Consider the following 22,253-nt stretch of genomic DNA (forward strand, 5'->3'; position numbering starts at 1 on the left):
ATTATAATTAGTTATGTCTTGTTATAACGAGTTATAAAAGGAGTATATTCATAGTGAAAAAATTTTATCGTTTATTTGCGACACTGTTAGTATTAGTTGGTCTTTTAGCAGCCTGTGGTAACCAAGAAAAAGAGGTGGCAACAAACGAACCTGTTGAATTAACGATTTCTGCCGCAGCTAGTTTACAGGATGCCTTAGAAGAACTGAAAACAACTTATGAACAGCAACACGATACAATCAACATCCTCTATAACTTTGGTGGTTCAGGTGCATTACAGCAACAAATTTTACAGGGTGCTCCTGCCGATCTTTTCTTTTCAGCAGCAGAAGATAAATTCGATGCTCTTGTAGAGAAAGAAATGATCGATCAAAAGCAAGGAACAGATCTTTTAGCCAATGAATTGGTATTAATCGTTCCTAAAAACAATGAAAAGCAAATTCAATCCTTTGAAGATTTACAACAAGCAGGAAAAATTGCACTCGGTACACCCGAAACGGTTCCTGCTGGGCAGTATGGCGTGGATACATTAAAAAATATGCAACTTTGGGATTCACTTGAATCGAAAGTAGTGTATACAAAAGATGTACGTCAAGTACTTACTTACACAGAAACAGAAAATGTGGATGCTGGAATGGTTTACAAAACAGATGCCCTTGTCTCTGATAAAGTCAATGTCGTTGCAACTGCTGATGATGCTATGCACGCACCAATTATTTATCCTGTAGGTGTTCTAAAAGCTAGTAAGCATGCGCAAGAGGCGGAAGATTTTTATCAATTCTTACAAAGTGATGAAGCTATGGATGTCTTTGAAAAGTATGGGTTTAAAGGGGCTCAATAAAAGATGAGTACCGATTTTTGGTCTCCACTTAGGCTTTCGATTGAAATAGCCTTTGTTGCAGGGATCATCGCTATTATAGCAGGTATTTTAATGGGTAAATGGATGGCAGCTCATCATTTCAAAGGCAAACTAGTGGTAGAAACGGTGTTGCTATTACCCTTAGTACTACCTCCTACAGTAGTGGGTTTCCTGCTCATCGTTATTTTCGGGAAAAATAGTCTGTTAGGAAATTTCATTATCTGGCTATTCGATCAACCTATCATGTTCACATGGTGGGCGGCTGTCATCGCTTCTACGATTGTTGCCTTTCCATTAATGTATCAATCGGCTAAAACTGGCTTTGCCTCTGTCGATCGAGATATTGAAAATGCGGCACGTGTGGATGGGGCGAATGAATGGCAGGTCTTTCTTTATGTATCCATCCCCCTTGCATTAAAGGCACTTGTATCTGGTGGGATTCTAAGCTTCACACGAGCTTTGGGTGAGTTTGGAGCGACTCTCATGTTTGCGGGGAATATTCCAGGGAAAACACAAACAACACCGCTAGCGATTTATATGGCGATTGATTCGGGAAACATGACTCTTGCCTGGACATGGGTTTTGTGCATGATCGCTATTTCCTTCCTTTTGCTTCTTAGCATTCATATCCTGAAAGTATAAAAGAGGTAGTTGGCTCAAGCCAACTACCTCTTTTTGATCATCCCCCACTAATGGGTGGGATAAAGGCGATTGTGTCGCCAGATTTGACAATCGTGGTATCCGTTGCAAATTCCTCATTAATTGCCGTCATTATCTGTTGCAATGATAGCTGTGGATAGTGCTTTTCCATCCACTCTTTTAACTGCGCCACTGTCACATCTGACAGCTCTACTGTTAGCTTTGACTCACCAACCGCTTCCTGTAGATGGGCAAATAATAAAATGTTAATCACCGTTTTCCTCCTCCTGAATGGCTGGTTTCCCTTGTGGATAGGGAATATTTTCTAATTGATCACCAATCCATTCTGTCCCGTCCTCCCAATGTTCTTTTTTCCATATCGGCACAATTTGTTTTATGCGATCAATTGCATATTCATTCGCTATATAAGCTATTTTACGATGCGGTGATGACACAGCAATCACTACAGCAATATCAGAAATAGCTAAATGACCAACACGATGGGTGATGGCCACTTTTGCTTCTGGCCACTCTTCTTGTATTTCCTTCGCAATCTGTTCAAACATTTTAATCGCCATCGCAGGATAGGCTTGGTATTCCAAATGCATTGTTTTTTTACCATTCGTCATTTCACGCACTGTGCCGATGAATAATGTAATGGCACCAGCATTTCGACTAAGGACTTTTTGTCTTACTTCCTCCACATCAATCGGTTGATCGATAATTTCAAATAACGCTGTCGTCATAGTTTTTCCCTCATTTCTGTCAACAAAAATTCCATATATTGTGTTTCTTCATAAATCGAAAAAGCTGGGATTGTTAAGGATGGATTGAGTGGATAGCTTGGCCAATAAACCACACAGAAGATATTGGTTACTTGCTGTAGCAGCACTTGATCCTGAGCAGTGCGCAGCAACACAACCTTCGGATAATGTTCATTTTTATACCCTTCAATCAGTATGATATCCAGTGGAAGGGACTCATAGATTGTTAGTATATCAGCCAATTGCCAGCTATCTTGGTGAATACTCATACGTAAAGTACCTGCCCCCTCCACTGCTGTGACAACCGCACCTGCCAGCTCATGACGACTACTATCCTTCGAAGTTTCGATCATCGGCACACCACCATGTCCGTGATGCTTAATGGTTCCTACTCGTAGCCCTTCCGTTGTAGCCTGCTTGATCAATTGCTCCATCAATGTCGTTTTCCCACTATTTTGATAGCCAACTATCTGTAAGATTTTTCGATGTTGTCCCAAGGCCACTCACTTCCCTGCAAATCTTCTAGCAAAAGGACATCCACTTGCATACCCTTTTCATAGCCTCTAGAGCCACCTGGTAAAACAATGAACGCATTGGCTGTCGCTAAAGATGAAACTGCACTCGATTTATCAAAGCCAGACGGGACAGTGACGAGCTGCCCTTTTTCATAATAGATACTAGCTCGTACAAAGCGTGTAAAGGGATTAGGCTTTGTAAAATCCGCCCCTAAAATAGCTTGCTCTCTGCGTAAATGGGGTTGCTTATTCCTATATGCAGTGCGAATAATTGGGCGTACAAATAGCTCAAAGCCAACATAGCAGGCTGAGGGATTACCAGAAAGTCCAAATAATAATTTGTCATTGCGAGCCGCAACCGTCGTCACACTACCTGGACGCATCGCTACTTTATTGAACAATACCTTTGCATCAATCGCCTCGTAAATGGCTGGTAAATAATCATAATCACCTACGGAAACGCCTCCTGTTGTAATTAAAATATCTACTTCCTGTAAGGCTTTTTCGACGTTTTCAATACATAATGTAAGATCATCGCTAAACTTGCCAAAATATTTTACTTCTGCCCCAGCACGCTCAATCTGCGCCATCATCATATACGCATTACTATTTCGAATTTTGCCTGGCTGTAAAGATTCACCTGGCTCTAGTAATTCGCTACCAGTGGCAATCACACCAATAACCGTTTTACGAAAAACGGGTACTTGCTCATAGCCAAAAGTAGCAAGTAAGGCCATCACACCCGGGTTAATATATTGGCCTTGTTCAATGAGGACTGCGCCTTGCTGCACATCTTCCCCTTTATAGGAAATATTAGTACCTGCTTCAAAAGACCGTTTAATCGACATATACTTCTGATTATTTTCTTCAAATGTATGGGTTAATTCTAGCATGACCACTGCATCACACCCTTGTGGTATCGGTGCTCCCGTCATAATACGGACAGCTTGATGATCCCCAACTACTTCGTCATAGACATAGCCTGCCCCAATTTCCCCAACAACTTGAAAACGGACGGGATGCTGTGAAGAGGCTTCTTGACTATCAATGGAACGAATGGCATAGCCATCATACGGCGAACGATCAAAGGCTGGTACATCATGATCAGCTTTAACAGCTTCTGCGATAAATCGCCCATGAGCTTGTGTTAATGACACATGCTCCTTTTTTGCTTGAAAGGCGTAGTCCATTACACCATGAACAGCTTCTGCCACAGGAATTGGTTGTCTTTTTTCTAACATTTGGCACACTCCTTTATCCTAATAAACGATAATAAATGTTTTTAGCTTTTTGTATATCTTGTATACCATGTATTACTACTCGCCCATCTTGGAAAATAACGATTCGGTAATCTTCAGCTTGGCAAGATAGCAAATAAGGATTGACCTGAATTTCACCATAGGAACGAAGCTGGTTTGCCAGTTGGTCGAACGAATAGTGAATGGGCTTTGGTGGTCGAATTTGGACCGCGTCACGGCCACAAAGTATCTGTAATTTAGTTTGATTTTCATAGGACAGGTAAGGATATGTCGGCTTATCGCCACAAGATGGACAATCAGGCTGCCTTATTTTCTCTACATTGATTTCATAGTGTTGATTTTGCCAAACATCAAACGTTAAGTAGCTTTTTCGTAAGGCTTTCTCATCCCCAACAAGCAGTTTTAAAACCTCTGCCACTTGATAAGCAGCTACGATTTGGACCGTTGGGCTAATAATTCCTACCGTATCACAAGTCATCCCAGTATGGGGCATCACGTTTAATAAGCAATGCAAACAAGGTGTTTTGCCTGGTACAATCGTATAGGTCGCACCATAACTTCCAACACAAGAGCCATATACCCAAGGAATACGATACTTTTGTGCAAGGTCATTCATGACAAAGCGAACATCAAAATTATCGGTCGCATCGACCATCACATCTACATCTTCTAGCAATGGTAGCAAGGACTCGGTACAAGCATCCATAATGCCGACATGGATTTCTACCTCTGTGTTAATTTGTTGAAGGCGCTTTTTAGCTGCGATGACTTTAGGCATTTTTTCTTGTGCATCTAGCTCTGTATATAATTGCTGTCTTTGTAAGTTGCTCCACTCTACATAATCACGATCAATGAGGGTCAGCCTACCAATACCAGCACGCACAAGTGCTTCTGCGCTAGCACTCCCCAATGCACCCGCACCTATCATAAGGACGTGTTTTTGTTGGAGGGACTGTTGCCCTGTTTGTCCGATAGGGTGAAATAATTGTTGTCTAGAATATCTATTTTGCATAAGTATGAGGCCTTTCTTTCTATGAATTTTCGTTTGACCTTTTCATTTATAGCATTATAATAAAAGCAATGTTTTTTAGCAAAACGCATTTGAAGGAGGTCCTACCTGTGCATCCCACACATCAACAGCAACCAATCCAAGTTGCTATTTTAACGGTCAGTGACACACGCACAAAGACAGATGATCATGCTGGTCAACGTATTCAGTCCTTGCTTCAAGAAGCTGCCTTTGAAGTAGTGGACTACCAACTAACAAAGGATGAACCACTGGATATCGCTCGTCATGTTACAAATTGGTGCAGTGATCCAACAATTAATACCATTATCGTCACTGGTGGAACAGGATTTACACCAAGAGATCAAACCTATGACACCATTCTGCCTCTGTTTGAAAAAGAAATGATGGGGTTTGGTGAATTATTTCGAACGCTTAGCTATGAAGAAATTGGCCCAAGAGCGATGTTTAGTCGTGCCACTGCTGGGAGTCTTCAGCAAACAGCCATTTATGTTTTACCAGGTTCCACTAATGCGGTGACTTTAGCTATGACGAAGCTTATAGTGCCTACTGTTCAACATTTTGTCGGTGAGTTGCATCGCTTATGAAAATTGCTGGTATTGTGTTAGCTGGCGGTCAATCCTCTCGCTATGGTCAGCCAAAAATGTTTGAGACATTTGCTGGGCAGCCTTTATATAAGCATAGTCTCATAGCCCTGCAAAAAAATCAGCTAGATCCTCTTATTATTGCTACAAATGCGCACTTACAACATCAGTTTGGACAGGAAAATGTCCAATGGGTCATTGAAAAGCAGCCACATCAAGGCCCTCTTTTTGCCCTGCATCATATCATGATAGCCTATCCTGATGTGGAATGGTTTTTTGTCGTAGCGAGCGATATGCCTTATATGAATGCAGAATTTATCCAAAAAATGCTAGGGCTGATTAATGACAGTTATGATGCCATTGTTCCGACGCAAGCGCTACGCGATCAGCCACTAGCTGCATTATACCGACGTACTGCTTTACCAAAGGCGACACAATTAACGGCACAAAACAAACGGAGTATGAAAGTGCTTTTAGAGCAACTTCGTGTCTGCTATGTCCCTTTTGATGACGATAGCTCAACATTTATCAATATCAATGCACAACAAGACTGGTCACAAACAAGTAAAAAGGAGTCTAACAATGAATAATTTTACACACTGGAACGAAGAAGGTCGTCCTAAAATGGTCGATATCTCGGCAAAAGAAATCACAACACGTACAGCCATTGCTCGCAGTACGATTATATTATCCGATGCGGTCTATGAAGCCATCCAACAAGGTGGCATTAAAAAAGGTGATCCGACGCAAGTTGCGCAAATTGCTGGGATTATGGGTGCTAAAAAAACGGCTGATATCATTCCCATGTGCCATCCCATCATGCTACAGGGCACAGACTTCCAGTTTGACTATGAAAAAGCAGAAAATGGCTATGAGCTCCATATTCAAGCCACTGTTAAATGTAGTGGAAAAACGGGTGTTGAAATGGAAGCCCTCACTGCTGTGTCGATCGCTGCACTAACTTTTTATGATATGTGTAAAGCCGTTGATAAGACGATGGTCATTAAAGAAACCTATCTTGTTGAAAAAACTGGTGGGAAAAGTGGCACTTTTGTGCATAAATAAACAGAAAAAATTCGGCATGATTGTGCCGATTTTTTTCTGCTTTTTTACACGCTACCCCCCAATGTGAGACATTTCAATTTTTGACGTTTTCCTTTTTGCCATGGTTTGTTCATTACGTTCATCTGAATAACGATCATTTCTTGTTTCCCAAACATTCGTAATACACTTGATGATAGCTGCATCATCTTGCCCTGAACGTAATAGTTCTCTTAAATCCGTGCCTTCTGTCGCAAATAAACAGGTGTATAATGATCCTTCTGCAGAGAGACGAGCACGTGAGCAATTAGAGCAGAAAGAATCCGTCACAGACGAGATTACACCAATCTCACCTTGGGCATCTTGATATTGATAACGCGTTGCCACTTCTCCTTTATAATTGGGGGCTACTGGCTGTAACGGTGAAATCTGATTGATTTGCTCAATAATATCTTTTTTGGACACCACATCATCCAAGCGCCAGCCGTTCGAATTCCCTACATCCATATATTCTATAAAGCGTAGAATATGTTGTTTTTCTTTGAAAAATTGTGCCATTGTAACAATATCTTGTTCATTTTTCCCTTTTTGAACAACCATATTAATTTTTACTTGTAAGCCCGCTTCTGCAGCCTTTTCAATTCCCTCTAACACAGGCAATACCTTGCCTCGATGACCATTCATTTCAAAAAAACGCTCATCATCAAGTGAGTCTAGACTAACCGAAACTCGGGCTAAGCCTGCTTGTGCCAATGGCTGTGCGTATTTTTTTAATAACGAACCATTGGTTGTTAAAGCAATATCTTCTACACCCTCTATGCGGTGAATACGGGCAATTAATTCGGGCAAATCACGACGTAACAATGGTTCCCCGCCTGTAATTCGTATTTTTTTCACGCCCAATGAAACAAAGATTTTTACTAATCGTTCAATTTCATCAAAACTTAATATTTTATCAGATGGTAAAAATGCGTAATCTGGACCAAATACTTCTGCTGGCATACAATAGCGACAACGAAAATTACAACGATCTGTCACGGATATTCTTAAATCTCTTAACGGTCTGTGTAATTGGTCTTGTAGATTCGTCATTTAATCTCCTTCTTTCAATTCATTAGCTGGTAATAGGATGCGTTGTGGATGTGTATAAATATTCAATGCGTGTTGTCGAATAAAGCCAACCGTCGTAATACCAAGCTGCTCCGCTAATTGCAATGCTAATTCGGTTGGTGCTGATTTAGATAGTACGATGGCACAGCCTATTTTGGAAACCTTTAGTAAAATCTCCGATGATATTCGTCCGCTAAAGACGATGATTTTATCTTCCATACGGATATTGTTACGTAGGCAATAGCCGTAAATTTTATCTAAAGCATTATGACGACCAATGTCCATGCGACTTAAGACAATGCCATTCACATCACATAGTGCAGCATTATGCACGCCACCCGTTTTCTTAAAAATGTCGGCATCATCCTGCATCTCGTGCATTAAGCGGAAGCAATCCTCGGTCGTTATTTGCACATGGACTTCATCCATTTTTTTGGCTACTAATGCATCATTCGTAAACACAAACCCTTGTCGACTCATCCCACAGCAAGAGGTAATATAGCGCTTGTTTTGCGTCTGTTGGTAATAAGGATTGACATGCTTTGTTTTAATATGCACAAAACCTTCTTTCTCCTGGTGCCAAATTTCTTCAATATCCTCAAAGCTACGAATGACTCGTTCAGATGCTAAGTAGCCGATAACCATATCTTCCACATACTCTGGTGTACATACCATTGTGACAAATTCTTGCTGATTTATTTTTACGGTCACCGCGTATTCTGAGACGATTAAATCATCCATTTCTTTCACCTGTTGTCCTTCAACACGCACAATTTTTCTTGTTATTGCTCGATCCATAAGGCATCCCCTTTATTCACTGATATTCTTTTCAAAAACAAAGACGGAAATCGCAAAATCCTCTTCAATTTTAATATCTGAAAATAAGTGAAGTAATTTGCTGCCCATCAATTCTTCCATACCCTCTGGTGGCGATTGTGTATATAAATCTTGAATCATACTCGTCCTTGCAGCATGCACCATTTTCAGTCCTTCAGGTGTACTGGCAATAAATTTTTCTGTCGGTGTGATATTCCCGTATAAAGTAGAGACAGCCATATTCTCGACAAAAACGGTATGAATACGTTCAGGACCTTTACCAAACACTTCCTTGCGTAACTTTCGAATCATGTCATTAAATTCATGTATTTTTTTAGACATAGCAACGATTCTCCCATCGTAATTAAACTTTTTTTAGGCAAATGGTTATGTGGGCCACCCTTACAGTTTGTTAATGATATAGCAACTTTTAAAAAAATAAAAGAGAAAATACTTCTTGATAATAATTCTCATTTAATAAATTTTATGATAAATATTGTTCATTTTGAAGGAAAGGGCTATAATATTCATATCACAAATGGAATTGATTTATTTTGAACCCTATGTCACGATGTTGCATAGTGTTTTTAATATTTGAATTCTATTGTTATTAAAAAATAAAAGTTGATTGAGTTTTTAGCAAGGCCTGCTAAGAATTTTATCCACCATGAATTATTAGCATGTCTAGAACATGTAATTTCATGGTGGATTTTTTTATTTTTTTGAAAGCCGAGACATGGATAACTTGTTATGATCTAGCAATTTGCCTATTTTGAGGTAGCTTCAAGAACAATTGGGAATTACAATGATAACAAGACAATCTTTTCAAAAATAACCAACTCAATTTGTTATTCCCTTTTTGTCTTAAGCTGCAACATGTTGTCCGATTAGTCTCAAAGTGCAAAAGGAGGAAGTTATCTTGACTCAAATTAATATTAATGGCGTATCGTATGATGTAAAAGAGGGAGCTACAATCCTTGATACCATTAATCAACATGACATTCCACATCCACAGATTTGTCATGTGCCCGCTGTTGACCCAATCGAAACATGTGATACATGTATCGTGGAGGTAAATGGCCAATTAGTTCGTTCCTGCTCCACAAAGGCAATAGACGGCATGAATGTATTACTAACTTCTGACAAAGCAAAAGCAGCACAAACAGAAGCGATGGACCGTCTACTCGAAAATCATTTACTGTACTGTACAGTTTGTGATAACAACAACGGGAATTGTACATTACACAACACGGCCGAATTAATGGAAATCGAGCATCAAAAATATCCATACCAACCAAAAGTGGAACCTCATGAAGTGGACATGTCACATCCATTTTATCGTTATGATCCTAACCAATGTATTGCTTGTGGTCAGTGCGTAGAGGTTTGTCAAAATCTACAGGTGAATGAAACATTATCCCTTGATTGGGAAGCAGAAAGACCACGTATTATTTGGGATACGGGCGTTGCCATCAATGATTCTTCCTGTGTTAGTTGTGGACAATGTGTAACCGTTTGCCCATGTAATGCCTTAATGGAAAAATCCATGCTTGGAGAGGCTGGATTTATGACTGGTCTGAAACAGGATATGTTAGATCCGATGATCAGTTTAATTAAGGAAGTTGAACCGGGCTATAGCGGTATTTTTGCCGTTTCCGAAGTGGAAGCAGCTATGCGTAGTAAACGCACTAAAAAAACAAAAACAGTTTGTACTTTCTGTGGTGTAGGCTGCTCGTTCGAAGTTTGGACAAAGGGCCGAAAAATTTTAAAAGTACAGCCTTCTGAAGGTCCAGTAAATGCGATTTCTACTTGTGTCAAAGGGAAATTCGGCTGGGATTTTGTCAATTCTGAGGAACGTATTACAAAACCACTCATTCGTAAAAATGATGAGTTTGTTGAATCATCGTGGGATGAAGCATTGGATTTAATTGCAACAAAACTAGGCGGAATTCAACAACAATATGGTCCAGGTTCTGTTGGCTTTATCTCCTCTTCTAAAATTACAAATGAAGAGAATTACTTAATTCAAAAAATGGCACGTCAGTTATTTGGAACAAACGATGTCGATAATTGTTCTCGTTATTGTCAATCCCCTGCTACTGATGGTTTATTACGTACAGTAGGTTTAGGTGGTGACGCTGGTACGATCAAAGATATCGCCAAGGCTGGGCTTGTCATTATTGTTGGGGCTAACCCAGCTGAGGGACACCCTGTTTTAGCAACACGTGTGAAACGTGCGCATAAATTACATGGTCAGAAATTAATTGTTGCCGATATTCGTAAGCATGAAATGGCCGAGCGTTCCGACATCTTTATGCGTCCGAAGCAAGGGACTGACCAAGTTTGGTTAATGGCCGTTACCAAATATATCATTGACCAAGGATGGCATGATGAAGCGTTTATTCAAGAAAATGTCCTTCATTATGATGATTTTAAACAAGTACTTGAAACCTATACACTTGATTATGCGCAAGAAATGACGGGTATTAGTAAAGAAACATTGATCGAAGTGGCTGAAATGATTCGTGATGCAGATGGTACTTGTGTGCTTTGGGGCATGGGTGTAACACAAAATACTGGTGGCTCTTATACATCCGCAGCGATTTCAAATTTACTTTTAGCAACGGGGAACTATCGTCGTCCAGGTGCTGGTGCTTACCCTCTCCGTGGTCATAACAATGTGCAAGGTGCCTGTGATATGGGAACACTACCAACGCTCTTGCCAGGCTATCAAAAGGTAACAGATGAGGCAGCGCGTGCAAAATTCGAAAAAGCTTACGGTGTCCCAATTCAGTCGCAGCCAGGTCGAACTAATATGCAAATGTTAGATGCGATTATGGAAGGGAAAATGAAAGCGATGTATTTAGTGGGCGAAGATATGGCACTTGTTGACTGTAATGCCAACCATGTAGATGAAGTACTTTCACAGCTAGACTTTTTTGTGGTCCAAGATTGTTTCCTATCTCGTACGGCTCAATATGCTGATGTGATTTTACCTGCTGCGCCTTCGCTTGAAAAAGAAGGTACATTCACAAATACAGAACGTCGCGTTCAACGCCTGTATCAAGTATTACCAACACTTGGTGAATCGAAAGCAGATTGGGAAATCTTGCAAGCTGTTGCTCGTCGTTTAGGAGCAGATTGGCATTATGATCACCCAAGTGACATCTTTGATGAAATGGCGAGCCTGTCTCCCCTCTTCTCACAAGCCAACTATGATGTCTTAGAAGGCTGGGGTAGCTTCTGTTGGGGTAGTCATGATGGTAAAGATACACCGTTATTATATGAAGATGGCTTTAACTTCCCTGATAAAAAAGCTCGTTTTACTTTAAATGATTGGGTGCAACCTGTTGAATATGAGGCACAATACGATTGTCTTATTAATAATGGACGTATGCTTGAACACTTCCATGAAGGAAATCTAACAAATAAATCAAAAGGTATTCAATCGAAAGTACCTGAAATTTTCGTTGAAGTATCACCAGAATTGGCGAAAGAAAGAGGTATTGCAGATGGAGCCTTACTGCGTTTAGTATCTCCTTATGGTGCATTAAAGCTAAATGCCCTTGTCACAGATCGCGTGCAAGGTAACGAATTGTTCTTACCAATGAACTCTGTTAGCAAAGATTCTGCCATCAATTTCCTAACAGGTCCTGCAGCAGACGTAAATACATCAACACCAGCTTATAAACAAACAAAAGTACGAGTAGAAGTGCTAAAAGCAAAAGGAAAATCACCACTTCCTCACACGAACCCACGCTATAAAAAGCGTCATCCTCAAAATGGTGTTGAGGTACAACGAAAATGGAATCGTCCTGGCTACGTTCACTTAACAACCATTAACGAAAGAGAGTGAGAGCATGGCTGTACCCATTACAGGCATTAAAAAACAACAATTAACGGAAGAACAACTAAAGGAACAAAAATTAGACAATCTAAAAGAACTACTTTCTGATAATGAAGAAACGGTCAATCAAGTGTTTAGTATTATGGCTGAATTAAATGATATCGGTGCACTAGAAGCAGCAATGAAGCTACTTGAAGCCAAAGAAGAAGTCGCCCATGTTGCACTTGGTCAATTAACACGTAAGCCTGTAACCAATATTATTAACAATTTAATGGGTGTTGCAGGTGCATTGACGGAGCTCAATCCTGAAACAACGACTAAGCTAATTGAAGGCTTAAACGCTGGCGTAGATGAGGCCAGCAAAGCACTTGAATCCAATGAAAAAGTAAGTGCCTTTAAGCTGATGAAAATGTTAAATGATCCAGATGTCAATCGCGCGCTCAATTTTGGGGTCCATTTCTTAAAGGGACTTGGCAAAGGCTTAAAAGAATAAGGTGGTTCCTATATGTTAACAAAAGAAAATGTTGTAAACGCATTGAAACAAGTGAATGATCCTGAGCTCCATCAAAGTATCGTAGATTTGAATATGGTGCGTAATATCCAAATACATGACAATCATATAACGCTGGATATTATTTTGACCATTCCAGGATGTCCGTTAAAGGCAAAAATACAGCAAGATGTGGAGGAAGCATTACAAGCGCTCGGCGCCTCCACTGTTACCATTAGCTTTGGCGCTATGACAGATCAGGAGCGACGCACATTAACTGCCTCTCTACAAGCAAAAAATGTAACTGAACAAGGAATGCCGAACATGCTACTGCTTAATTCTGGCGTTCAATTCATTGCCATCACAAGTGGTAAAGGCGGTGTTGGAAAGTCTACTGTAACAATCAATTTAGCGGTTGCTCTTGCTCGTCTTGGTAAACGTGTAGGTATTTTAGATGCCGATATCTATGGTTTCAGTATCCCTGCCATGATGAAGATTGACCAAAAGCCTACCATGCTTGATCAAACGGCGATTCCAGTAGAACGTCACGGCGTAAAAATGATGTCGATGGGCTTTTTTACAAATGACAACCAGCCTGTTATGTGGCGTGGTCCTATGCTCAATAAATGGATTCGCAATTTCCTTGTCAACACGCTATGGGGAGATTTAGATTATCTCCTCATCGATTTACCACCTGGTACAGGAGATGTAGCGATTGATATGGCTGCGATGATTCCACAAGCTCAAGAAATCATCGTGACAACACCGCATCTTGCCGCTTCTCATGTTGCTTCTCGTGCAGGCTTGATGGCTCAACATACAAAACACACAATTCTTGGTGTTGTTGAAAACATGGCCTATTTTGAAGGAGCAGATGGTCAAAAAAACTATCTATTTGGACAAGGTGGAGCAGAACAGTTAGCAGATTTATTGCAGACACATGTGATAGCTCAGATTCCTTTCGCTCAACCTGAGGAAAATACAGGTTCCTCGGTCTATGATGAAGAGTCGATAATCGGTGAAGTGTTTACTCATTTAGCAGAAGATCTGCTTTATAAATAATATGAAGCCCTTGATTTGTGTAAAAACAAATCAAGGGCTTTATTCTATCACTTATAACCAGCCTTTTGTAACACCTGCATGAAATAAAAACGATACGTATTTTTGACGAATGTTTCTAGTGGTAGCCCTACATTCACTTGATATTTTGTAAATATAAAATAAAATCGTTTATCCCACTTTAGGCGTAATAACTCGCCTGCCTCTTCCCCATACTTCGTTGTAAATTCTTCAATCAAAGGTTCGACCATCTCATAACAATAGTCTTTTAAATTGGCCAGTGCTTCAATATCTTTATCCCTTTGAAAGCGTATAATCCAATCTACTAATTGCTCATCCATATTCGCACGCCATCCTTTTATTCAGAGTTTCTTCCTATTAAATTATACTCCTTTTTTGGAGAATCAGAAAAAGAACAATTATTCGAATAGATTTCACTCATCAATAGGGCGATTCCAACGTAGATGATAGTGAACAGACCTCTTTTTCGTTTCTTTATCGAATACTAGAAATCTATCACCAGCTTGAATGACATAACTAGTCTCTAATGTCCGTACACCTGGCTGTTGTTGCTGTGAATTAATGACACCAATATTATTTTCCCACAATACTTGATGTTTGTTCATATCATAAAGCAATAGCATGTGTTCAGCACTTTCTCGCTGTGTTTGTCGATAAGAAACAAGCGCTGTTTTTTCTACGATATCCACATCGACCACTTTTGGCTCTAAATTTTCATAGGCTTGAATGGCTGGCTCTGTTAGGACAGCTTGACTAAAATCTCGAATGGCCTGATTATCCTCTACAAGCTGTGGATGTGTAGCAAAATAACCCGGCAACTCGGTTTCAATGAAAAAACGGGCAGATAGGTAATCTTGAGCCTTCGCATCCTCACTTAATGCTTTACCATCAAAGCGATAGAATTTACCATCGACCCCTTCCAAATATAAATTGTTCTCTAGGACAGCCATTTGATGTGCATTATTACTCAATATCGCTATTAAGGACGGATGTTGCTTTCGAAAATCTTTTTCAGAAAGTATTTCTTTGCCTGTTTCCATATCTAATAGTGACAATTGACCAAACTCATCATCACGATGATGGATAAGAAGACCACCCATAAATTTCCCAATCAGTGTTTCTTTATAGGAAGCTGATTTTGTCCATTGCTTTTCACCCGTTTGTAAATTCACAGCTACTAGGAGATGGTGTGCAATTAAATGCGTAATTCCATTCGATGTCCCATTATTTTCCGAGCCTTGCACCATTTGGACAGCAATGCTTTGTGAATCATCTGTATAAATCGGAGAATCTGATTTAATTGGAAAGCCTCTCCCCGCTAAGCCAAAAACAATCATTAAGAGATGACTGACCAATAAAAAAGCAATGAGCAAAATGCTAGAGGTAACGAGTCGTTTACGTTTCATGACGATAAACAATAACAGTAAAAATCCTATGCCTAGTACGATACATAAAAAAATATCGTGAATGAGCCAACCATTTAAGCGCCATGAATACATATATCGTTGCAGAAATTGTTCCACTTCTCTACCCCCTCAAACAACCATTAACTAAAATCTGAAAAAAGCACATAACGGTCACATTCCAAGCATTGAAACAAATACCCTTGATGATGACCATTGTTCATTAAGGATGCAGAAAGTTCTTCTTTCGGAAACCCTGTATAATTGTCAAATTGATCCTCAATTCCTAGCTCCACTATATCACTCCAACCAACATAACCAATAAATGCACAGTAGTCAGAGCAATGTGCCACACAATTATTCCCCTGCCAGCTCACATAACCTGGCGTGCGATACAGTACTTCTTGTGCCAATAAAGGATTGGTAATCTGCTCATCATATAGTAAATCTTGCTGAAAAGAGCCATCATATTTTTGCGCTGCATCCCCACTGTGAATACAAGTAGGACAGAGATAATCAACATCCTCAATTGCGTAAATGCCTCCTGTATAATAAACATCCACTTGCTGTTGGCAACAATCACAGACAACGACCTCATCTGTTTCAAATATTTTCGCCTCAAGCGGTTTGGGGACATATTTAAACGTTGGGATAATCGTTTGTGTTGGCTGATGATCTCTTATTTTTCGTGGCAACAGAGGATTCACCGAATTTGCTTGTTTTATGTAGGTTTGGAGAACACCATATTTTTTTCGATCTTTTTTATCGTCTTTATTCATAATGACAGTAAATAACCGATAAGCCTCTGGATACATTCTAAGTAAACAGTAAACCTCTACTAATATCCTTAACGTTTCTTCTGTTTGTTGAACCTGCTTTAATTGATCTTTAAAAATATGCATTTGATTAATGGTTATCGGATTGGAAGGATTAAATGTTTGTCTTAGATCATGCCACTCCTCAGCAATCGTCATAAAAAATAGGCCTCCTTCTCATTTGCTATTTGGTAAAAGAATAATCTTTAATCATTTGGCAAATTTCCACTTTATAATTTGTGTACCATTTGTCTTTACCCAATTGTTGTGCCGTCAAATGCTTGGCATTGTCTTTCCATGCTTGGATAGCCTCTAGCGATTCCCAATAAGACACCGTTATGCCCTTTCCTTCCTCGTTTCTGACACTTTCCACACGAAGGAAACCAGGTTGTTGCTGTGCTAAGGCATCGATGAGGTCAGCCATCTTGCCATAGCCTTCCCCATCTTGTTTAGTTCTTTGCGATGTAAAAATCACTGCATAATATGTTTCCATTTATTTCTCCCCCTCTATTACTTTTATTGTAAACGATAATGACTTTGACTAAAATCTAAATATAGGAAACTGAAAGGATTGTGACATATGGGAATTAATCCAAACATGGCAGAAGTAGCAGCACTTCTTGGTGAAACGTCAAGGGCAACCATTCTTGCTAGTATGATGGACGGTCGTTTTCATACGGCTAGTGAACTGGCATATATGGCTGCTATCAAGCCACAAACTGCTAGCTTCCATCTTGCTAAATTAGTAGAAGGAAAGCTGATAAAAGTTGAAAAACAGGGCAGACATCGTTATTTTCAATTGGCTGATGAGGACATTGCTCAATTTTTAGAGTCATTCCTAGCCATCTCACCGCCACCTGAAGTGCGTTCATTAAAGCAATCAAGCCAAATCAAATTATTGCAGGATGCTAGAACTTGCTATGATCATCTTGCTGGTAAATTGGGTGTCCAATTAACGGAATCGATGATGAATGCAGGTTATATAAAACTAGACGACAAGCAATTTATCCTGACAGATGAAGGCACATTATTTTTTACCACATTCGGAATCGATTTAGCTGCTTTAAAGAGAAAACGACGCTCCTTTTCTCATGCCTGTTTAGATTGGAGTGAACGGCGTTATCATTTAGCTGGTGCACTAGGCAGCGAGCTATTAAATCAATTTTTCAACCTCGATTGGCTTATACGTGTTCCCTCTATTCGCGCCATTAAAGTGACAGAGAAAGGTAAAATAGGCTTTAAAGAGGTCTTTCATTTAGATTTGTAAAATAGAAAAGGGCTCTGAGTTATCTCCTAGCCCTTTCCTTTACTAAAAGTACGATTTACTAAATAAATGCCCATGATGATGAATAAGCCGCCAATCATTAGGGATGGTTTTAACGGTTCATTTAATAACATCCAGCCTGTTAATACACCAAAAAATGGCGCTAAAAATAAATAGGCACTTGTTTTCCCTGGATCACTGTTTTGCAGAAGATAATACCAACCCGCAAATTGAATGATGGAGGAAAAAATACTAAGCCACAACAAAATAATTAATGATTGTTTATTCACAATAAAAAATGGTTGTTCTAACAACGCACTCCCAAGTAAAAGGAGTAAGCCGCCAAACAACATCTGGTAAGCCGATAAAGTCCACGTATCAAATAATACGCCCCATTTTTTCACTAATAGGGTGGCAATGGCCCAAAAAACAGCAGATAGCAAGCCAAAAAGGATACCTACTTTCAATTCAACTTGTGCCCCCATCGTGATGATCACGCCGATTAAGCCAAACAATACTCCTATCCATTGATAGACATGGTAGCGCACTTTCATAAAAATGGTGGCAAAAATCACAACTAGTAATGGGTTTGTAAATGTTAATATAGAAGATTCACTTGCTGTGATGGTGCGTAGACTTAAAAAAATACATCCCATCACACCTGCCGTTTGAAAGGACCCGATCATGCATAACTTGAACCATTCTTTCTTTGCAATAGGATGAGGTCTCTTCAAGATGATCACAACGATAGCCATGATTATACCTGCCAATATAAAACGGAGGGCAGCCAATAATAAAGGCGAGGCATACGGTAAACCTAATTTAACAATGGCAAAAGATGAACCCATTAAAAAGGTCGTTACTACTAATAAAGCAATAAATTGATAATTTTTCATCTAATAGCTCCTTATCTGATAGAATAATCGCTCTATGTTGATTATAATCAGGAAGTATTTCCATGCTTATCGAAGTATGGATTACAACTATCATTAAAGATAGAATGAGACTATACATATCTAAAGGAGGAGATAGCGATGCATTATAGTGCAAAGCAGCCTAAAAGTAGCTTATTACCATCCATACTTTTTTGTGGGACATTCCTATTGATTACTTTAGGAGATAATTTCATCCTTACCCTTTTATTGAGTCTCTCATTGTTACTTTGTTTGGCAGGTCTCCTAGTACAATATGATTTACTAATCAAAGAAAATGAAATCAAGTATACCATCTCTCTTTGTAAGGTCGTACTATTTTCAAAGTATCTGCAAGCACAGCAAATAAAGCAAATACTGTTTAAGCGCTATGGATGGGCAACACCGGGTGCAACGATTATCACAAAAGGCTTCAACTTACGTATTGTCTATTTCAAACCGAAAGATGTGATAACACATTTGGATCATTTTGCTCAATTCAATCATATAACTATCAGAAAAACGAAAGATTTTAGAAGACTACGTAAGGAAGAAATCAATTAAAGGGATAGGATTTAAAAAATCTTACCTCCAAAAAGCAAAGAGGTAAGATACTATTGATCATTTGTTTTGCATAAACAATCTGACGTTTTCTGCGATTTCCGGCGATTTTGTATGGTGTAAGTAATGATCCCCATCCAATGTGATTACTTTGCCATAAACTGAATGTTTGACTTGTTCTTCATGGAGTGGTATCCAATTTTTTTCAACACCCTCACTATTTGCTTGGACAAATAATAGAAGGGGTAAATCTTTAGGGAATGTAAGATTTTTTGCTGCCGTAAATTTTTTGTAAATACTTTCTAATTCATTAGAAGTACTTGTATTATAAAAGTTTTTGAGTGTAATCATCCTTATTTGCTCTTTTGTGTCATCATCATATGGAAGACCTGCATAGGGATCATCTGTAAATTTTATAAGAATTCGTGCAATCCCTGATTTTTTTAGAAGTTGTAATGACTTGATTGGAAACTTCGTGTCCATCCCATCCTGCGTAGGTACACTGCTATCAATCCCGACAAATCCAGTTACTTCATTCCGATATTTATTGACATAATCCAGCCCATAGATGCCTGCTATCGAGTGTCCCATGAGCATATACCGATCAATCTTTAACTCCTGTAAAGCTTCATGAATCTCACTAACTATGTTCTCCGTGCTTCGTTCTTTAGCAGTATCCTCACTTAAGCCATAGCCAAAGGGCTCTACGGAGACGATCTTATAATAAGGAGCTAGTTCATCTATCAGTGGCTTGAAATCAAGCGTTGGTGCTGCAGTTCCGAAGCCTGGTAGCAGTACGATGGTTTCAGTACCCTTGCCTTGGATGGTGATATTCATCTTTTTCCCATTAACAGAGACGAGCTGACCATAGGGTTCTATTTTTCCTTGCTCTATTTTGTTGCAAACAATGTTTACTGTAAAAACAATAGCAAGTAGTACCACAATTGTTACACCGATGACCGCCATTGATTTCAGTAAAATACGCGTAATTTTTTTCATGTTTGATGCACGAGGGGGATTCACCTTTACTCGTGCCTCCCTCCTTTACTACGATTATTCCAGCTACTTTTAAGCTGTTAGTATTAATATAAAGGAGGAAGATGTCTTCCGAATGACGACAATATGAACGCAAGATGAACAACAAAAAATGTTACGTTATCCCTATAGGAGTCGTAACATTATCCCTTTAATTTAAGGTAAAAGGTAATCTGACAATGATTGTCGTTCCTCGTCCAAGCTCACTCTCTACTTGAATTTCTCCTTGATGTAGCGAGACAATTTGTTTCACGATAGCAAGTCCCATTCCACTGCCTTCATATTTGTGACTATGTGAACGATCAGCCTTAAAAAATCGCTCAAATATACGTTTCTGATCCTCTAAAGAAATCCCAATGCCCCTATCCGTTATTCGCACTGTCACATGATTAGCATGTTGCTTCATGCTGATTTCAATCGTATCATGAGCATTTGAAAATTTAATACTATTCGTAAGAATATTTGTCCATACCTGATGTAATTGATCGTAATCAGCCATGAGGCGAACAGCCTTCAAATTAAGCTCAAAATCGATGTTGCGAGAAGACCATTGCGGCTGGATCGAGACAATGACACGTCTAATTTGCTCATCTAGGTTGAACCTATCAAGATGCATGGGCTTTGTCTTTGATTCTAGTAAGCTCAGCTTTAAGAGGCTATCACTCATCTTGGACATTCGATTGGCTTCTGAAATGATAATATCAAGATAACGGCTTTTCTCGTCGTCCGTTACATCGACTTGCTTTAGTGCTAACGCATAGCCAGAGATGGAGGTAAGTGGAGACTGCACCTCATGGGATACGTTCGATACAAAATCTCTTCTCATTTGCTCTAGCTGCTGTAACTCCTCCGCCATGTCTTCAAAGCTTTTAGCCAACGTCCCTAGCTCTCCTGATTGCTTAATGTTTAGCTCTACATTGAAGTCGCCACCAGCAATATGTTTAGTTGCTTGTGTTAGCTTTTTGATTGGCTTGACTAGAAACATCGCTGCTACTAAAAACACAACACTTCCTATAACAAGGGCATAGGTAGCAAAATTCAAAATCAACTTTATGGAAAAAGAGGTAGAAGGTAAAGATATGGGCTGGATAAACATCGCTTTTGTTCCCATTTCAGTTGTTAAAGGTATGCCAACAAGTATAGATGAAATGCCCCCAGGATTGACTTGAATGATCTCTCCAGCCAGCACAGTTTTCACTTGTGTCATGGTTACAGGAGCCAGTTCATCGTCAGGAAGCTTTCCGTAAGACGTAAACTGCCCCATTTCTTCATAAATACGAATATGATAGGATTCAAGCTGATGCATATCACGAATGAAACGATTTGCTTCATTAAACGGTAATGTGTCAAAAATTTGTACCATGTCTTGACCAAAATTCAGTAAGGGAATTTGTAGGTTTTCATTCAATTTATCTTTAAATACCCATGTTGCCATGAAAAAGGAGATAACAGTTCCTCCAATGACAGCAACTAAAAAGATTAGAACGACGCGTGTATATAAAGATTTAATCATTCATCAACCTCAAGCCTATAGCCAAGACCCCTTATTGTTTCGATATGAAAATCAGTTATCGTGTTGAAGCGCTCGCGCAGGCGCTTAATATGTACATCGATGGTTCGATTATCTCCCGCATAATCAATCCCCCAAATTTGATCGATTAGTTGTTCCCGTGTATAGACTTGCCCAGGTGTTTCCGCAAGCTTATATAATAATTCAAATTCCTTGAGTGGCAGTGAAATGGTATCTGTCCCTCTCATGATTTTATAGGTCTGACGGTCCAGCGTGATTTGACCAAGTTGTATCGTCTGCGAATGACCAATCCTATAGCGCTTTAAAAGCGCCTTTACACGTACCGTCAGCTCTAACGGATCAAATGGCTTCGTTAAATAGTCATCTGTTCCGAGCTCAAAGCCCTTCACTTTTTCCCATGTTTCTCCTCTTGCTGTCAGCATCAGTAAGGGCAGATCTGTATTCATTTTGCGTAGCTCCTTACATAGTGTCCAGCCATCCATCGTTGGCATCATAATATCCAGTACAACAAGATCGATTGGCGTTGAGCGATAGAGGGCTAGCGCTTCTTTGCCATCTCCAGCCTCTATGGTCGTGAACCCGTCTTTGCGTAGAAAAAGGCAAACAAGTTCACGAATGTTCACATCATCATCCGCTACAAGTATCGTTGGCATACTTTCGTTCCCCTCTTTTCCAATGTATTATTCACACACATTATACTATAT

Annotated in this window: 26 protein-coding genes; 10 read left to right on the forward strand and 16 right to left on the reverse strand. The window is 39.6% G+C overall.

Features of this window, described 5'->3' with window-relative positions:
• Positions 1-53: 53 nt before the first annotated feature.
• Positions 54-839, forward strand: coding sequence for a molybdate ABC transporter substrate-binding protein (gene modA, locus MHB65_RS14095; RefSeq protein WP_205444010.1), 786 nt, complete (start codon positions 54-56; stop codon positions 837-839).
• 3 nt (positions 840-842) lie between these two features.
• The gene (gene modB / locus MHB65_RS14100) at positions 843-1,499 is read left to right on the forward strand and encodes a molybdate ABC transporter permease subunit (protein ID WP_205444011.1); all 657 of its coding nucleotides are present in this window, start codon (positions 843-845) and stop codon (positions 1,497-1,499) included.
• A gap of 37 nt (positions 1,500-1,536) precedes the next feature.
• Here the strand turns inward: modB and moaD are convergent, their stop codons facing one another.
• Genes moaD through MHB65_RS14125 form a run of 5 tightly spaced genes read right to left on the reverse strand, consistent with a single transcriptional unit; the run spans position 1,537 to position 5,046 of the window.
• The gene (gene moaD / locus MHB65_RS14105) at positions 1,537-1,770 is read right to left on the reverse strand and encodes a molybdopterin converting factor subunit 1 (RefSeq protein ID WP_205444013.1); all 234 of its coding nucleotides are present in this window, start codon (positions 1,768-1,770) and stop codon (positions 1,537-1,539) included.
• Positions 1,763-2,242: a molybdenum cofactor biosynthesis protein MoaE gene (locus tag MHB65_RS14110; protein WP_342440775.1), complete on the reverse strand. Its 480-nt coding sequence runs from the start codon at positions 2,240-2,242 to the stop codon at positions 1,763-1,765. The genes moaD and MHB65_RS14110 overlap by 8 nt, the downstream gene beginning before the upstream one ends.
• Complete coding sequence (gene mobB / locus MHB65_RS14115) at positions 2,239-2,757, reverse strand: molybdopterin-guanine dinucleotide biosynthesis protein B (protein WP_342440776.1); 519 nt, start codon at positions 2,755-2,757, stop codon at positions 2,239-2,241. Before mobB ends, MHB65_RS14110 begins: the two co-directional genes overlap by 4 nt.
• Positions 2,727-4,016 carry a gephyrin-like molybdotransferase Glp gene (glp, locus tag MHB65_RS14120; RefSeq protein ID WP_342440777.1) on the reverse strand — a complete coding sequence of 430 codons (1,290 nt, stop codon included), beginning with the start codon at positions 4,014-4,016 and terminating at the stop codon, positions 2,727-2,729. Before glp ends, mobB begins: the two co-directional genes overlap by 31 nt.
• A gap of 13 nt (positions 4,017-4,029) precedes the next feature.
• On the reverse strand, positions 4,030-5,046 hold the full coding sequence (locus MHB65_RS14125) for a thiazole biosynthesis adenylyltransferase ThiF (protein WP_342440778.1): 1,017 nt from the start codon (positions 5,044-5,046) through the stop codon (positions 4,030-4,032).
• A 107-nt stretch (positions 5,047-5,153) separates the two neighbouring features.
• Between MHB65_RS14125 and MHB65_RS14130 the strand changes: the two genes are divergently transcribed.
• The 3 genes from MHB65_RS14130 to moaC are packed head-to-tail and all read left to right on the forward strand — an operon-like array spanning position 5,154 to position 6,710.
• Complete coding sequence (locus MHB65_RS14130; protein ID WP_342440779.1) at positions 5,154-5,648, forward strand: molybdenum cofactor biosynthesis protein B; 495 nt, start codon at positions 5,154-5,156, stop codon at positions 5,646-5,648.
• Positions 5,645-6,235, forward strand: a complete 591-nt coding sequence (locus MHB65_RS14135; RefSeq protein WP_342440780.1) for a molybdenum cofactor guanylyltransferase — start codon at positions 5,645-5,647, stop codon at positions 6,233-6,235. Before MHB65_RS14130 ends, MHB65_RS14135 begins: the two co-directional genes overlap by 4 nt.
• Positions 6,228-6,710: a cyclic pyranopterin monophosphate synthase MoaC gene (moaC, locus tag MHB65_RS14140; RefSeq protein WP_036120641.1), complete on the forward strand. Its 483-nt coding sequence runs from the start codon at positions 6,228-6,230 to the stop codon at positions 6,708-6,710. The genes MHB65_RS14135 and moaC overlap by 8 nt, the downstream gene beginning before the upstream one ends.
• 51 nt (positions 6,711-6,761) lie before the next feature.
• On the opposite strand, the gene moaA is transcribed toward moaC, so the two are convergent.
• The 3 genes from moaA to MHB65_RS14155 are packed head-to-tail and all read right to left on the reverse strand — an operon-like array spanning position 6,762 to position 8,954.
• Positions 6,762-7,778: a GTP 3',8-cyclase MoaA gene (moaA, locus tag MHB65_RS14145; protein ID WP_342440781.1), complete on the reverse strand. Its 1,017-nt coding sequence runs from the start codon at positions 7,776-7,778 to the stop codon at positions 6,762-6,764.
• The gene (gene fdhD / locus MHB65_RS14150; protein WP_342440782.1) at positions 7,779-8,594 is read right to left on the reverse strand and encodes a formate dehydrogenase accessory sulfurtransferase FdhD; all 816 of its coding nucleotides are present in this window, start codon (positions 8,592-8,594) and stop codon (positions 7,779-7,781) included.
• Between the two features lie 12 nt (positions 8,595-8,606).
• On the reverse strand, positions 8,607-8,954 hold the full coding sequence (locus MHB65_RS14155) for a DUF2294 domain-containing protein (protein ID WP_036120650.1): 348 nt from the start codon (positions 8,952-8,954) through the stop codon (positions 8,607-8,609).
• Positions 8,955-9,531: 577 nt separating this feature from the next.
• Between MHB65_RS14155 and fdhF the strand changes: the two genes are divergently transcribed.
• The 3 genes from fdhF to MHB65_RS14170 are packed head-to-tail and all read left to right on the forward strand — an operon-like array spanning position 9,532 to position 14,011.
• On the forward strand, positions 9,532-12,468 hold the full coding sequence (gene fdhF / locus MHB65_RS14160; protein ID WP_342440783.1) for a formate dehydrogenase subunit alpha: 2,937 nt from the start codon (positions 9,532-9,534) through the stop codon (positions 12,466-12,468).
• 4 nt (positions 12,469-12,472) lie between these two features.
• Positions 12,473-12,952 (forward strand): DUF1641 domain-containing protein, encoded by a 480-nt coding sequence (locus MHB65_RS14165; protein WP_342440784.1) that lies wholly within the window; start codon positions 12,473-12,475, stop codon positions 12,950-12,952.
• Between the two features lie 12 nt (positions 12,953-12,964).
• The gene (locus MHB65_RS14170) at positions 12,965-14,011 is read left to right on the forward strand and encodes an Mrp/NBP35 family ATP-binding protein (RefSeq protein WP_342440785.1); all 1,047 of its coding nucleotides are present in this window, start codon (positions 12,965-12,967) and stop codon (positions 14,009-14,011) included.
• A 47-nt stretch (positions 14,012-14,058) separates the two neighbouring features.
• Here the strand turns inward: MHB65_RS14170 and MHB65_RS14175 are convergent, their stop codons facing one another.
• The 4 genes from MHB65_RS14175 to MHB65_RS14190 all read right to left on the reverse strand — a co-directional run bounded on the left by MHB65_RS14175 (position 14,059) and on the right by MHB65_RS14190 (position 16,740).
• Positions 14,059-14,349 (reverse strand): hypothetical protein, encoded by a 291-nt coding sequence (locus MHB65_RS14175; RefSeq protein WP_205444028.1) that lies wholly within the window; start codon positions 14,347-14,349, stop codon positions 14,059-14,061.
• 93 nt (positions 14,350-14,442) lie between these two features.
• A complete protein-coding gene (locus MHB65_RS14180) occupies positions 14,443-15,552 on the reverse strand; it encodes a PA2928 family protein (RefSeq protein ID WP_342440786.1) in 1,110 nt (369 codons plus the stop codon).
• 23 nt (positions 15,553-15,575) lie between these two features.
• Positions 15,576-16,406: a CbrC family protein gene (locus tag MHB65_RS14185; RefSeq protein ID WP_342440787.1), complete on the reverse strand. Its 831-nt coding sequence runs from the start codon at positions 16,404-16,406 to the stop codon at positions 15,576-15,578.
• A 25-nt stretch (positions 16,407-16,431) separates the two neighbouring features.
• On the reverse strand, positions 16,432-16,740 hold the full coding sequence (locus MHB65_RS14190; protein WP_205444031.1) for an antibiotic biosynthesis monooxygenase: 309 nt from the start codon (positions 16,738-16,740) through the stop codon (positions 16,432-16,434).
• 87 nt (positions 16,741-16,827) lie between these two features.
• Between MHB65_RS14190 and MHB65_RS14195 the strand changes: the two genes are divergently transcribed.
• Positions 16,828-17,514 (forward strand): helix-turn-helix domain-containing protein, encoded by a 687-nt coding sequence (locus MHB65_RS14195; protein ID WP_205444032.1) that lies wholly within the window; start codon positions 16,828-16,830, stop codon positions 17,512-17,514.
• Between the two features lie 26 nt (positions 17,515-17,540).
• Here the strand turns inward: MHB65_RS14195 and MHB65_RS14200 are convergent, their stop codons facing one another.
• Positions 17,541-18,407, reverse strand: a complete 867-nt coding sequence (locus MHB65_RS14200) for a DMT family transporter (RefSeq protein WP_342440788.1) — start codon at positions 18,405-18,407, stop codon at positions 17,541-17,543.
• Positions 18,408-18,545: 138 nt separating this feature from the next.
• Between MHB65_RS14200 and MHB65_RS14205 the strand changes: the two genes are divergently transcribed.
• Positions 18,546-18,986, forward strand: a complete 441-nt coding sequence (locus tag MHB65_RS14205; protein ID WP_342440789.1) for a hypothetical protein — start codon at positions 18,546-18,548, stop codon at positions 18,984-18,986.
• A 57-nt stretch (positions 18,987-19,043) separates the two neighbouring features.
• Here MHB65_RS14205 and MHB65_RS14210 read toward each other — a convergent pair whose 3' ends face one another.
• The 3 genes from MHB65_RS14210 to MHB65_RS14220 form a co-directional block, all read right to left on the reverse strand.
• Positions 19,044-19,982: an alpha/beta hydrolase gene (locus tag MHB65_RS14210; RefSeq protein ID WP_342440790.1), complete on the reverse strand. Its 939-nt coding sequence runs from the start codon at positions 19,980-19,982 to the stop codon at positions 19,044-19,046.
• 187 nt (positions 19,983-20,169) lie between these two features.
• Positions 20,170-21,531 (reverse strand): HAMP domain-containing sensor histidine kinase, encoded by a 1,362-nt coding sequence (locus MHB65_RS14215; protein WP_342440791.1) that lies wholly within the window; start codon positions 21,529-21,531, stop codon positions 20,170-20,172.
• The gene (locus MHB65_RS14220) at positions 21,528-22,202 is read right to left on the reverse strand and encodes a response regulator transcription factor (RefSeq protein ID WP_342440792.1); all 675 of its coding nucleotides are present in this window, start codon (positions 22,200-22,202) and stop codon (positions 21,528-21,530) included. The genes MHB65_RS14215 and MHB65_RS14220 overlap by 4 nt, the downstream gene beginning before the upstream one ends.
• Positions 22,203-22,253 lie beyond the last annotated feature (51 nt).

Origin of the sequence: Lysinibacillus sp. FSL K6-0075 (assembly GCF_038592945.1) — a bacterium.
In the GTDB taxonomy this organism is placed as follows: Bacteria; Bacillota; Bacilli; order Bacillales_A; family Planococcaceae; genus Lysinibacillus; species Lysinibacillus fusiformis_F.

Excerpts from the sequence above, each read along its gene's own strand:
- MHB65_RS14155 (WP_036120650.1), bottom strand. The coding sequence starts at position 8,954 with ATGTCTAAAAAAATACATGAATTTAATGACATGATTCGAAAGTTACGC.
- MHB65_RS14135 (WP_342440780.1), top strand. The coding sequence starts at position 5,645 with ATGAAAATTGCTGGTATTGTGTTAGCTGGCGGTCAATCCTCTCGCTAT.
- MHB65_RS14205 (WP_342440789.1), top strand. The coding sequence starts at position 18,546 with ATGCATTATAGTGCAAAGCAGCCTAAAAGTAGCTTATTACCATCCATA.
- MHB65_RS14210 (WP_342440790.1), bottom strand. The coding sequence starts at position 19,982 with ATGAAAAAAATTACGCGTATTTTACTGAAATCAATGGCGGTCATCGGT.
- MHB65_RS14170 (WP_342440785.1), top strand. The coding sequence starts at position 12,965 with ATGTTAACAAAAGAAAATGTTGTAAACGCATTGAAACAAGTGAATGAT.
- fdhD (WP_342440782.1), bottom strand. The coding sequence starts at position 8,594 with ATGGATCGAGCAATAACAAGAAAAATTGTGCGTGTTGAAGGACAACAG.
- modB (WP_205444011.1), top strand. The coding sequence starts at position 843 with ATGAGTACCGATTTTTGGTCTCCACTTAGGCTTTCGATTGAAATAGCC.
- MHB65_RS14220 (WP_342440792.1), bottom strand. The coding sequence starts at position 22,202 with ATGCCAACGATACTTGTAGCGGATGATGATGTGAACATTCGTGAACTT.
- MHB65_RS14175 (WP_205444028.1), bottom strand. The coding sequence starts at position 14,349 with ATGGATGAGCAATTAGTAGATTGGATTATACGCTTTCAAAGGGATAAA.
- MHB65_RS14200 (WP_342440788.1), bottom strand. The coding sequence starts at position 18,407 with ATGAAAAATTATCAATTTATTGCTTTATTAGTAGTAACGACCTTTTTA.
- moaA (WP_342440781.1), bottom strand. The coding sequence starts at position 7,778 with ATGACGAATCTACAAGACCAATTACACAGACCGTTAAGAGATTTAAGA.
- MHB65_RS14195 (WP_205444032.1), top strand. The coding sequence starts at position 16,828 with ATGGGAATTAATCCAAACATGGCAGAAGTAGCAGCACTTCTTGGTGAA.
- moaC (WP_036120641.1), top strand. The coding sequence starts at position 6,228 with ATGAATAATTTTACACACTGGAACGAAGAAGGTCGTCCTAAAATGGTC.
- MHB65_RS14190 (WP_205444031.1), bottom strand. The coding sequence starts at position 16,740 with ATGGAAACATATTATGCAGTGATTTTTACATCGCAAAGAACTAAACAA.
- MHB65_RS14215 (WP_342440791.1), bottom strand. The coding sequence starts at position 21,531 with ATGATTAAATCTTTATATACACGCGTCGTTCTAATCTTTTTAGTTGCT.
- MHB65_RS14125 (WP_342440778.1), bottom strand. The coding sequence starts at position 5,046 with ATGCAAAATAGATATTCTAGACAACAATTATTTCACCCTATCGGACAA.
- MHB65_RS14165 (WP_342440784.1), top strand. The coding sequence starts at position 12,473 with ATGGCTGTACCCATTACAGGCATTAAAAAACAACAATTAACGGAAGAA.
- glp (WP_342440777.1), bottom strand. The coding sequence starts at position 4,016 with ATGTTAGAAAAAAGACAACCAATTCCTGTGGCAGAAGCTGTTCATGGT.
- MHB65_RS14185 (WP_342440787.1), bottom strand. The coding sequence starts at position 16,406 with ATGACGATTGCTGAGGAGTGGCATGATCTAAGACAAACATTTAATCCT.
- MHB65_RS14110 (WP_342440775.1), bottom strand. The coding sequence starts at position 2,242 with ATGACGACAGCGTTATTTGAAATTATCGATCAACCGATTGATGTGGAG.